The organism is Shewanella sp. AC34-MNA-CIBAN-0136, from assembly GCF_040309945.1.
Classification (GTDB): domain Bacteria; phylum Pseudomonadota; class Gammaproteobacteria; order Enterobacterales; family Shewanellaceae; genus Shewanella.
Map to the genome: position 1 here is coordinate 34706 of NZ_JBEOPJ010000026.1, position 11732 is coordinate 46437.

The window sequence follows — 11732 nt, forward strand, 5'->3', positions numbered from 1 at the left end:
ACACAATGCAGGGTTCTGTTACAGAATTTCTTAAACCGCGTCTCGTTGATATTGAGCAGGTTAATTCAACTCGCGCCAAAGTTACACTAGAGCCACTAGAACGTGGTTTTGGCCATACCTTAGGTAACGCGTTGCGTCGCATCCTATTGTCGTCTATGCCTGGCTGTGCAGTTACTGAAGTCGAAATTGACGGCGTACTGCATGAATACAGCAGTAAGGAAGGCGTACAAGAAGATATCCTTGAGATATTGCTTAATCTTAAGGGATTAGCAGTGACCATCGAGGGTAAAGACGAGGCTTTGCTTACATTAAGCAAGTCCGGCACAGGCCCTGTTACAGCAGCAGATATCACACATGATGGTGATGTTACCATCGTGAATCCTGATCATGTTATCTGTCACTTGACTGGTAACAATGATATCAGCATGCGTATCCGCGTTGAGCGTGGTTATGTGCCAGCTTCGGCTCGTGCACAGACTGAAGACGATGATCGCCCAATCGGTCGTTTGCTGGTTGATGCTTCTTTTTCACCTGTTGCTCGCATTGCTTATAATGTTGAAGCCGCTCGTGTTGAACAGCGTACTGACTTAGACAAACTTGTGATAGATATGACCACAAACGGTACTATCGATCCTGAGGAAGCAATTCGTCGTTCTGCAACAATTTTAGCTGAACAGCTAGATGCGTTTGTTGAACTACGTGATGTTACTGAGCAGGCTGTTGTAGAAGAGAAACCGGAGTTTGATCCGATTTTGCTGCGTCCTGTCGACGATTTAGAGCTAACTGTACGTTCGGCTAACTGTTTAAAAGCCGAAGCGATTCATTACATCGGAGATCTGGTACAACGCACTGAAGTTGAGTTGCTTAAGACCCCTAACTTAGGTAAGAAATCTCTTACTGAAATTAAGGATGTTTTAGCGTCTCGCGGACTGTCGTTAGGTATGCGTCTAGAAAACTGGCCTCCGGCTAGTTTAGCTGACGACCTATAAGTCTCAGGTTAGTACAGATTTAGGTTATAAGGATTAGGTCATGCGCCATCGTAAGAGTGGTCGTCAACTAAACCGCAACAGCAGTCATCGCCAAGCTATGTTCCGTAACATGGCTTGTTCAATAGTTCGTCATGAGATTATCAAGACAACTGTAGCTAAAGCGAAAGAACTGCGTCGCGTTGTTGAACCTCTAATAACACTTGCTAAAGTTGACAGCGTTGCAAATCGCCGTTTAGCTTTCGCTCGTACCCGCGACGCTGAAGTTGTAGGTAAGTTATTTACTGAATTGGGTCCACGCTTCCAGGAACGTCCTGGTGGTTACACTCGTATTCTTAAGTGCGGTCTACGTACCGGTGATAAAGCCCCAATGGCTTACATCGAGTTAGTAGGTCGTCCTGAAGCTGCTGAAGCTGTTGAAGTTGAAGCTGCTGAGTAATTAATTACTCACCGAAAAACCGAGCCTAGGCTCGGTTTTTTTTTATCTTTTTTTAACTTCGACTTTGTTTCAAACATCATATCTTTTTAGCTGCAATCCATATCCATTTATTGTACAACTTGGTAAATGTCTACTATTTATGCGTAATCTTCTATCTGATTATTTTCACAATCGCTCTCAGCTCGGTCAACGAGATGAACCCAATACTCATTTTCTTGATTCTCTGATCCGATATGTGTCGTACAACTCTGTTTAGTAAAATCGTATTATTGTGTTTGTATTAAGGACATATTAGCAACGTTAACCATGTCTAAGCTTAAGTCGATAATACCAAGTACAAGACGCTAAAGTTGTTCTTATGTTTGCAACAATGGCTATTCCGTTTAAGCCAATGTTCACAGGTTTTGAGCTGCAAACGAACCTTCAACAGAGTTGGTCGAAACCACTTACTGTATGTGTAATATTTTACTGATGTAGGAATATGGCTGACGGCGGGAATGCAATACTGGATCTGTTACTTAACATCACGTTAAGGCTGCGTATTCGACTTGATTAACGTACTTTGAAGTTATACTCAATGACTAGGTTATATGATGCCATTATTGTTAACCGTGGCGTGTAGACATGCTACATAGGTCTTACCATAACTAACTATTATCTATTTGGCCTCAGCTTGGAATCATAAATGGTCATCAAATTCTCTTTTGTATTGCCAACTGTATTGCATTACTTGCAATAGGCTAGTAATGACGCACCGCTGCGCTTAGTTAAAAAAAATGACAAGTTTGATATGAAATAGGCCGAATATTGTCATTTTGCCTTACCTATCTCACTTATTAACCTGAATTGAGGTTATTTAGCATTATTGAGCTGATGCCAAAAATAGAAAATATGGATTAGTCTATAGGTTAAAGCCGTTGTGCTGTGGTTCAAAATCATTGAATCAAAACTGGAATCACAATAAATAGAAGGGTTTTATTGAAACCAGAGTTGTTCATAATTCGATAGGCTTTCATTATAGGTATGACTTACTGTGACTGGCATTGTTCAGTACGCGGAAAATAAGCAGACTTTTAATAGAGACACAACATTTTCAGTTAAGCAGTATTTTACCTTAAATGGATATAATGGTTTTTGCACCGTCACACCATTGTTTCTTATCCTTGCTGAAAATCTTAATGTAAAACTGACAATAGGTTACAAACCTATGTTCAAACTATCCTCTCCGTAATGAGTAGCTAAAATAATAGCAACTATTTGTCGATAACAATTGAAATTTCATTCATAAAAAAAGCCTCCGAAGAGGCTTTTTATTACAAATAGACTTTATTTTTCTTCAAGAGCTTTTTGATTATAGGTCGGTTTTTCATGCGTTTGACCCATAGCTTCAGCAACTTCAGGTGGCATGTAATTTTCATCATGCTTAGCGAGTACTTCAGTGGCCTCTAGTTTTCCTGACTCAACCAGTACACCCTGGGCAACGATACCTTGACCTTCTCTAAATAAGTCTGGTAATAAATCGTCGTATGTAACGGATACAGTCCCACCCGCTGAATCATGTACAGCAAATTCAACGTGTAAGCTGTCTGGATCGCGTTTCATCGATCCCATTGTTACCATGCCACCGATTCGGATACGTTGTCCAAGCTCTGGCTTTACACCCGTATCGTTTTTACCGTGGGTAATTTCATACGGTGTATAGAATAAATTCAAATTTGAATTTAGTGCGTACAATAGTAATGATGCAACAGCAGCAACGCCCGCAATCAATGCAACGGCAAGGGTTAATCTCTTTTTACGTCTTGGATTCACGGTTATTACCTCTTGTTTCTTTCAGGCGTTGTTCACGCGTTATCTTTTTAGCAATTTCGATCAGGACTTTACGTTTTTGTCTGATACTCAGGGTTATTAATGTGGCTAGACAGCCGAACGTTACACCATAGGATAGCCAAACATAAAATGCGTAACCGCCCATATCAAGAAAATCTTTAAATGAATCAAATTGCATTATTTTGCCTCCTCTGCTGTTGCTAAGTCTCTCACCCAAGGGCGCATGCCATTGCGAGCAAGGATCTCTGTTCTATAGCGGATCAAGGTTATCGCTCCAATCATCATCCCAAACCCGAAAATATTAATTAACAGTGGGTATAACATATCGGTCGACATCGTCGATTTTTCTGTGATTCTAATGGTTGATGGCTGATGTAAACTACTCCACCAATCAACGGAATATTTAATAATGGGTATATTAATTACGCCGACAATCGCCAGAATTCCAGAAGCTCTAGCCGCGAGGACTTTATCTTCAAATGATGCATACAGTGATATAACCCCAAGGTAGAGAAACAGTAATACCAGTTCAGAGGTTAAGCGTGCATCCCATACCCACCAAGTTCCCCACATAGGTTTACCCCATGCAGCACCTGTTAGTAAGGCAATAAAGGTAATGACTGCACCAATAGGTGCGATAGCTGCCGCGGCCCAGTCTGCCGATTTTATTTGCCAAACTAAGCCAATAAATGAAGCCACTGCCATACCCATATATGCAGCCATTGACATCGATGCAGCAGGTACATGGATAAAGATGATTCGGTAACTGTCACCTTGTTGGTAATCTGTCGGGGCAAATAATAAACCCCAAATACTGCCTGTTCCAACGAGTAATATTGCTAGAATACTAAACCAAGGCAACAAAGTGCCTGACAGTTTATATGCCCGTTCAGGGTCTGCGTAAGAATGTAACCATTTCCACATTAGTTTGTGCTCACACGTAAAGAGGCGCCAATTGCGAAAGGTGCCAAGATTAAAGAACCGACCAACATTGCGGCAAGAATCGCAAGTTGACCATCATAAGCCATATTCAGTCCTGCAGCATCAATCGCACTAGTGGCAAAAATAAGTACAGGTATATATAAAGGTAGAATAAGTAAACTTAGCAGGACTCCTCCTTTTCGAAGTCCTACAGTCAGTGCAACACCTATCGCACCAAGTAACGACAATATCGGTGTACCTAATGCTAAAGTCGACATCAATGCACCGTAACTATTGTCTTCTAAATGCAACAGTACAGCGAGTAATGGTGCGACTAGAATTAATGGCACACCAGTAAGTATCCAATGTGCTAGAACTTTGGCCAGAACCATTAATGCTAACGGTTGTGGGCTCAGTAGCATTTGTTCTAAGCTGCCATCGTTGTAATCTGCTTTAAATAAACGTTCTAATGACAGCATAGATGCAAGTAAGGCTGCTACCCAGATAATACCAGGTGCTACTCTAGTCAACACTTGAGGTTCTGGTCCAATTCCTAAAGGAAAAAGAGTGACCACTAAAATAAAGAATAACAGCGGGTTAAAAATATCACCTCGATGTCTAATGGCAATTCTTAAATCACGTTGCAAAAGCGTCATGAATGCTGTGGTGTAACTGATTCCTCGTTTCATTCAAATACCTTATACAAAGCGATAGTCGAGAGTGATTTTACGTAGTATGGCATCACTAATAATGCTCATATCCTGATGTGTGGTTAATATTACACATCCACCCGATTCAGCATGTTGAATAAAAAGTTGTTCTAATTCTTCTACACCTTTTTTATCAATTGCGGTAAAAGGTTCGTCGAGGATCCATATTTTACAATTACTGTGTTGTAATCTTGCTAATGCAGTACGTCGATGTTGTCCCGCAGATAAATGACCTGCTAGTGCTTCTTCAAAACCGGTTAAATTGACTTTCGCCAAAATTTCAGTGGTATCGAAATTATCATAGCCACTAATTCTTAAATTGAAGTTAAGATTTTCTTCTGCTGTTAGCTCGCTTTTCACACCCGCTAAATGCCCGAGATAGAGTAAGTCGTGATTAAATTCGTCTCTACAGCGATTGATGTTTTCACCATTATATTCAACTTCACCGGCATAGGGACGTGACAAACCAGCAATAATACGTAAAAGACTGGTTTTACCGGCACCATTAGGACCTTCAACCTGGACAATATCCCCTGCATTGATATTAAAACTCAGTCCATCAAATAGAATGCGCTCTTCCCTAATACAGGTTAATTCGTTGGCACTTAATAGCACTTGTGATTGGTTTGATATGGTCACTTATCCCTCTTATTTTACTTGAGGATGAATTCGAAAAGATATTAACACAAACACTTTTATCGGTTTAGCTTTGTCACTGATTAAGTGCTAGCAATTTGATATGGTTCCAAAATTATGAATTTAGTTTGAACTTTTTCATCGATTACTAATATATTACCTGAACTACACAGATTGTCTCGATTTAGAGGCTAAGCTGAGATTGTTATCACAAAAAGATGAGTTTTTTTGCTAATTGTAGTAATCTATCGTTGCTAAAAATGAGTCTGCCTTCTAAATCAAAGGGCAGCGTTAAGCTTTGTATATTTGCAATTAGGAACGATGAATATGAAAAAATTGTTAGCAATGACTGCAGTAGCTGCCTTAACTTTGTCTGCAAATGTATTTGCTCAAGAAGGTGAAGCTATTTACAATAAAGCGTGTCAAGTATGTCACAGCATGGGTGTGGCCGGAGCGCCTAAAGTTCATGACGCTGCGGCATGGGAACCACGTCTAGCAAAAGGTTTAGATGCCTTAGTTGGTTCGGTTAAGTCTGGTTTAAACGCAATGCCACCAGGTGGTATGTGTACTGACTGTACCGATGAAGATTACAAAAACGCAATTCAGTTTATGTCTAAGTAGTTTTCAACTAAATCAAAAAACCGGCTTTTATAGCCGGTTTTTTTATGGGTTAATTTCAGTGATGCTAACTGAGAACATCACTAATATTACACAATGCTATTGCACTAAGGTATCCAGAGTTAGTGCAGCATTATCACCCACTTTAATGGCTTTAATGGTACCCTTTAGGTCTCCAGGTTGCGGTTTCACGCTGCCATTTTTTGACAGTACCGCAATTATTTCGACTTCTTGTACTGAGCTCAGTGTGACATCGCCACCCATTGAAGTACTATCATCTAATGTGATTGTTGCAGGTAAACTGCTAGCACTGATTTTAGTTGCCGCTAACGGTACTTTTGGACCTTGCGTTGCTCGTGCGAAAATAAACACAGTATCGCTATCGGCCACTTTGTCTGCTAATTCTGGAGCAATAGAAACTTCAATTGCGACTGTCTTCGCATTGCTCGTAACTACTGGCTTTTGAGTTGAATCACCATTAGGCATTGCCGAACCTTCATTAAGGCGCATGTTTGCAGATTCAATTGCATTCATTAATGCTGTTCTATCAACATCATCTCGATCGCTGTCTAAGATCATCTGCCAAGCATTGATAGCTTTGTTGTAGTCAGCGGTAAAGAATGCATCCATGCCAACAAGAAGTAGTGTAGAGGGGTCTTGTGGGTCTAACGCTAAAGATTGATCAATCACAGCTTGAATCGCCGGCGACATCTGCTGATTTGCTTTATAGTATAGCGCAGTCGCTTTAGGCCCAAGGAGTTCAGCTTGCGTGCCGACGAGTTCCATTACCTTATCAAATGCGCCAATGGCTTTATCATATTGGTTGGCAGATATATAAGCATGACCAAGGCTAAACCAAGCTTGGCTATCGTCTGGCTGTGCCTGCACTTTTGCTTCCATCATTTGTACCCGTTGCGACATTATTTGCGCCGGATCCATGCCTTGATGAGGATTGCTTGCTTGAGGAGGATTGGCTAATTCGTTATAAGCACCTAAGTGTTGATATAGGTAACCGGAAACAGCCAATAAGCACAAGGTCATAAAAGCAGGCCATAATGCGTTTTTTGATTTAATTTCTACATCAAGGGAGTCATCACCTTTTTGTTGCATGTCCTGAAGTAGATTTATCTCTAATTCTTTCTTTAATGCTTCGAATTCGACTTGATCCAAAAGCTCGTCATGTAATTCTTTTTCAAGAATTGTTAACCGCTCAGCAAAAAGTTCAAGGTTAGTTTGTCTACGAACGCCAGACTCTTCGGCTTGTAACAGTTTTGTTTGGCGAAAGTGTGGAACCCAAATCATGATTAGGCCGATGAGTACGACAAGCGCAATAAAAATCCAAAATGTGGTCATTATGTCAATATTCACTTTTAGGTTAACAGAGAAAGCGGCATTTACCGCAGTGCTTGGAACTTCGATTATACGTAAAGATTATTAATTGAATAGTAATATAAGGAAGATATGAATCCAAATCCTGATAGTTGCGTACTGGTTCACAGATTGAATGGTTTGACTAACTAATAGCGAAACTTTATATCAGTAATACTGTCAGACAAGTTGCCAAAAAAATTCGTTTTGGTTGAATCGGTGTTCATAATGAGACTGGTGACCCAATTTTGTACGAAAATGGCAGACATATGTCATAGCAAGTTCTAAAATGCGTTAAAATTCGTTTAAGCTAATGTGCGTATATTAGTTTCATCGCATTAATTAGTACTGTCGTGATTTGTTTGTTTCAGATCCGCTAATTTTTTTAGACTAAGGAATACCCATGATTCCAGAACTTGGACATTTCTCGCTAATTCTCGGTTTGGCTTTTGCCTTACTGCTAGCTAGCGTGCCGTTATATGGTTCCGCACGTAAAGACCAGTATCTTGTTCGATATGCCTGGCCACTGACATACGGAATGTTTTTTTTCATCAGTCTCTCCGTTATAGCACTAGGGTACAGCTTTGCTGTTGATGATTTCTCTGTGGCTTATGTCGCCCATCACTCTAATTCTCAACTACCAATATTCTTTAAAATTGCGGCGGTATGGGGTGGTCATGAAGGTTCATTATTATTCTGGGTATTCGCGTTGTCTGTATGGACTGCATCAGTAGCACTATTTAGTAAGGGCTTAGAAGAAGTCTTTACCGCAAGGGTGTTATCTGTTTTAGCGATGATTGTTGTTGGCTTCAGTTTATTTATGATCCTTACATCAAGTCCATTTGAACGGATATTTCCTATTCCTCTAGAAGGGCGAGATTTAAATCCAATGTTGCAAGATGTTGGCTTAATCTTCCACCCACCAATGTTGTATCTAGGGTATGTGGGTTTTTCAGTCTGTTTTGCCTTTGCTATTGCAGCCCTCATGAGTGGCAGACTTGATTCTGCTTGGGCACGCTGGAGTCGTCCATGGACATTAGCGGCATGGATATTTCTAACTGGCGGTATTTCACTTGGTTCTTGGTGGGCTTACTACGAATTAGGTTGGGGCGGCTGGTGGTTCTGGGACCCAGTTGAAAATGCATCATTTATGCCTTGGTTAGTCGGTACTGCTTTAGTGCACTCATTAATTGTGACGGAAAAGCGTGGGGCATTCCGTAACTGGACTGTATTGCTGTCTATCTTTGCCTTCTCATTAAGTTTACTCGGCACCTTTATTGTACGTTCTGGTGTGCTTACGTCAGTGCATTCATTTGCAGCAGATCCAAGTCGTGGTTTGTTTATCTTGCTGTTGTTAGGTATTGCCATTGGTGGTTCGTTAACTCTGTTTGCTTTCCGAGCCAGTGAAATGAGCAGTCCAGCACGATTTGAGCTTAAATCGAAAGAAACCATGTTGCTAATCTGTAATGTGTTACTCACTGTTGCTGCAGGTACTGTGTTGCTGGGTACGCTTTATCCTTTATTGATAGATGCATTAGGCATGGGCAAGATTTCCGTCGGACCTCCATATTTTAATGCTGTATTTGTACCTATCGTATTAGTGCTATTTGGCTTTATGGGTATTGGTCCAATTATTCGCTGGAAGAAATCTAAAGCAGGCGAAATTAAAAAACAGTTACTTATTCCAGCTATTATTGCATTAGTTACCGGTGTCGCTGCTCCATTTATTGCTGGTGGCCAATTTAATGCTTGGGTGATGTGTGGTGTGGCTGCTACAGCATGGATCATGCTATCCACTTTTCGCGCTGCTTATAATATGGTGAGCGATAAAGAAGGTGGTATTAGTCTTAATCGAATTGGCCGTAGTCAATTGGGAATGCTCTTCGCTCACTTTGGTATTGCTGTGTCGGTAATGGGGGCTACTATTGTCTCTAACTATTCGATTGAAAAAAGCGTCCGTATGGGCCCAGGTATCAGCCAAGAACTAGCAGGTTACACATTTAAGTATTTAGAAACTAAAAATGTTGTCGGTCCTAACTATACCGCTCAACAAGGTCAGATTGAGATTTACAAAGATGATGAATTTATCACTTTACTCAAACCTGACCGTCGTCAATACAATGTACGGACTATGGATATGACTGAAGCGGGTATTGATTGGGGATTATTCCGCGATTTATATGTCACTATGGGTGATCCCATTAGTTTAACCGAGTTTGCGGTGCGTCTTAATTACAAACCGTTTGTACGTTGGTTGTGGTTTGGATCAATCTTTATGATGATTGGTGGCTTCCTGGCAGCATCCGATAAGCGTTATCGTGTAAAGCAAGCTGCGACAGATGAAGCAGTAAAAGCAAAATTAGCGACTGCTTAATATACTCGGAGACATTATGAAGAAGTTTGTACTGTTTATACCTTTGGTTATATTTTTGGGTATGGGCGTGTTTTTATACAAAGGATTATTTCTCAATCCTAAGGTGCTTGATTCTGCATTAGAAGGAAAGCCAGTTCCGGCTTTCCAACTTGAGCGCTTAGAAGTGCCTAGTGAAGTGTTAACTGAGAAAGATCTTCCAGCAAAAGTGTCTATGTTGAACTTTTGGGCAACTTGGTGTCCAGCATGTAAGTATGAGCATCCTTATTTGATGATGCTGTCTAAACGTAACTTGTTACCTATATATGGTATCAACTATCGTGACGAGAGAGCATTAGCTGTTAAGGAGTTAACTACTCAAGGTGATCCATACACAGTGAACATCTTTGACAAAGATGGCCGCTTAGGTCTTGATCTTGGCGTATATGGAGCACCGGAAACTTTTATAGTCGACCATAACGGTATTATTCGTTATCGCTATGCCGGTCCTATAGATCAAACGGTATGGACACAAACCTTGTATCCAATGATCCAGCAATTACAAGCTGAAGCTAAAGTCGATGGAGCATCGTAATGAAATTCATATTTAAAATGATGGTGGCTTGTACGAGTTTACTTTTTACTCTGACGGTAATGGCGACACCTGTTGATACTTATGAATTTCAATCGGTAGATAATCAACAAAGAGCATTGTCACTAGCACACCAATTGCGTTGCCCACAGTGTCAGAATCAAAACTTAGTCGATTCAAACTCTCCAGTTGCGCAAGATTTACGTCTTGAAGTGTATACGATGGTCGATAATGGTAAGTCAGATTCAGAGATTATTGAATTTATGACCAGCCGCTATGGCGATTTTGTTTTATACAATCCAAAGTTAGACTCGAAAACTTATATTCTATGGCTTGGTCCATTTGGGTTACTTGTTTTAGGTCTCTTTATTGGTTTTATCTTTGTGCGTAAGCAACGTATACAGGCATCTGAATCGACAACCTTGTCAACAGAGCAACAAGCTGAGTTAGATGCGTTATTAAATCGTAGTAAGACAACTAAGTAACCGATTGGAGTATTAACTTTGAAACAGTGGTTTGCGTTTATTTTCACTAGTCTCATTCTTATGGGGACAGCAGGTCCGGTAAATGCATACCCAGGCATGCAAGCAGCGGCCAAGCAAACCACTGAATCAACACTCGATCGCATAAACATATTGCCGCAACCATTCCCAATTGCGCTAGTCGATTTTACTGATCTTGTTGGTCAGTCGGTTAACTTTGAACAATATAAAGGTAAAGTGGTTGTTGTGAATCTTTGGGCTACTTGGTGTCCACCTTGTGTTAGAGAACTTCCAGCACTCGATCGATTAAATCAAACTCTAAATGCACAACATTTTGCACTACTGCCTATTTCTATTGATGCTGAAGCTGTGACTATTGTGCAACCATTTTTAGAGTCTCTTGGATTAGGCCGGTTTAATTCGTATTTCGATCCGCAACAACAACTACGTGATGTCTTCCCGCTTGATACGATACCTGCAACATTTATCTTAAATGAACAAGGTGAGCTGGTGGCTTATGTTCGTTCGTATGTCGATTGGGACGATTCAAATGTGGTGACTTTCCTTGAACAGTTCCGCCAGAACGCTAAAGAAGTACAATAAACCGTCATAAAGTCGCTTAAAATACGAAAAAGGATCGCTTTTGGTGAAAAGATCGCCAAGCGATCCTTTTTTATTAAAAAAGGCCTTGCGCAAAAACGTGAGCTGCCTATAATGCGCATTCACTGACACGGCAGACAGCGCAAGCGGTTACTGAGTCAGGTTGAATTAAGTGCTTCAAAACACTGAGTTCAAGGCGA

Annotated in this window: 13 protein-coding genes; 7 read left to right on the top strand and 6 right to left on the bottom strand. The window is 40.7% G+C overall.

Annotated elements, in window-relative coordinates; all coding sequences use genetic code 11:
* Positions 1-5: 5 nt before the first annotated feature.
* A complete protein-coding gene (locus AAEY94_RS19375) occupies positions 6-989 on the top strand; it encodes a DNA-directed RNA polymerase subunit alpha (protein WP_350979692.1) in 984 nt (327 codons plus the stop codon).
* Positions 990-1029: 40 nt separating this feature from the next.
* Positions 1030-1425, top strand: coding sequence for a 50S ribosomal protein L17 (gene rplQ / locus AAEY94_RS19380; RefSeq protein WP_011635664.1), 396 nt, complete (start codon positions 1030-1032; stop codon positions 1423-1425).
* A gap of 1326 nt (positions 1426-2751) precedes the next feature.
* Here rplQ and ccmE read toward each other — a convergent pair.
* The 5 genes from ccmE to ccmA are packed head-to-tail and all read right to left on the bottom strand — an operon-like array spanning position 2752 to position 5525.
* On the bottom strand, positions 2752-3237 hold the full coding sequence (gene ccmE / locus AAEY94_RS19385) for a cytochrome c maturation protein CcmE (RefSeq protein WP_101084806.1): 486 nt from the start codon (positions 3235-3237) through the stop codon (positions 2752-2754).
* Complete coding sequence (ccmD, locus tag AAEY94_RS19390; RefSeq protein WP_011635666.1) at positions 3221-3433, bottom strand: heme exporter protein CcmD; 213 nt, start codon at positions 3431-3433, stop codon at positions 3221-3223. Before ccmD ends, ccmE begins: the two co-directional genes overlap by 17 nt.
* Positions 3433-4179 (bottom strand): heme ABC transporter permease, encoded by a 747-nt coding sequence (locus AAEY94_RS19395; RefSeq protein ID WP_101084807.1) that lies wholly within the window; start codon positions 4177-4179, stop codon positions 3433-3435. Before AAEY94_RS19395 ends, ccmD begins: the two co-directional genes overlap by 1 nt.
* Positions 4179-4865, bottom strand: coding sequence for a heme exporter protein CcmB (gene ccmB / locus AAEY94_RS19400; protein ID WP_011635668.1), 687 nt, complete (start codon positions 4863-4865; stop codon positions 4179-4181). Before ccmB ends, AAEY94_RS19395 begins: the two co-directional genes overlap by 1 nt.
* A gap of 9 nt (positions 4866-4874) precedes the next feature.
* A complete protein-coding gene (gene ccmA, locus AAEY94_RS19405) occupies positions 4875-5525 on the bottom strand; it encodes a cytochrome c biogenesis heme-transporting ATPase CcmA (RefSeq protein WP_101084808.1) in 651 nt (216 codons plus the stop codon).
* A 324-nt stretch (positions 5526-5849) separates the two neighbouring features.
* Here ccmA and AAEY94_RS19410 point away from each other — a divergent pair, with 324 nt between their 5' ends.
* Positions 5850-6143: a c-type cytochrome gene (locus AAEY94_RS19410; protein WP_101084809.1), complete on the top strand. Its 294-nt coding sequence runs from the start codon at positions 5850-5852 to the stop codon at positions 6141-6143.
* 96 nt (positions 6144-6239) lie between these two features.
* Here the strand turns inward: AAEY94_RS19410 and ccmI are convergent, their stop codons facing one another.
* Positions 6240-7493, bottom strand: a complete 1254-nt coding sequence (ccmI, locus tag AAEY94_RS19415) for a c-type cytochrome biogenesis protein CcmI (RefSeq protein ID WP_101084810.1) — start codon at positions 7491-7493, stop codon at positions 6240-6242.
* A gap of 418 nt (positions 7494-7911) precedes the next feature.
* On the opposite strand from ccmI, the gene AAEY94_RS19420 reads away from it, so the two are divergent.
* The 4 genes from AAEY94_RS19420 to AAEY94_RS19435 are packed head-to-tail and all read left to right on the top strand — an operon-like array spanning position 7912 to position 11535.
* Entirely contained in the window at positions 7912-9882 is a 1971-nt protein-coding gene (locus tag AAEY94_RS19420) for a heme lyase CcmF/NrfE family subunit (RefSeq protein WP_101084811.1), read from the top strand.
* Between the two features lie 16 nt (positions 9883-9898).
* The gene (locus AAEY94_RS19425; RefSeq protein WP_011635673.1) at positions 9899-10453 is read left to right on the top strand and encodes a DsbE family thiol:disulfide interchange protein; all 555 of its coding nucleotides are present in this window, start codon (positions 9899-9901) and stop codon (positions 10451-10453) included.
* A complete protein-coding gene (gene nrfF, locus AAEY94_RS19430; protein WP_350979697.1) occupies positions 10453-10935 on the top strand; it encodes a heme lyase NrfEFG subunit NrfF in 483 nt (160 codons plus the stop codon). The genes AAEY94_RS19425 and nrfF overlap by 1 nt, the downstream gene beginning before the upstream one ends.
* Before the next feature lie 60 nt (positions 10936-10995).
* Complete coding sequence (locus AAEY94_RS19435; protein ID WP_182745079.1) at positions 10996-11535, top strand: TlpA family protein disulfide reductase; 540 nt, start codon at positions 10996-10998, stop codon at positions 11533-11535.
* The last annotated feature ends 197 nt before the right edge of the window (positions 11536-11732 follow it).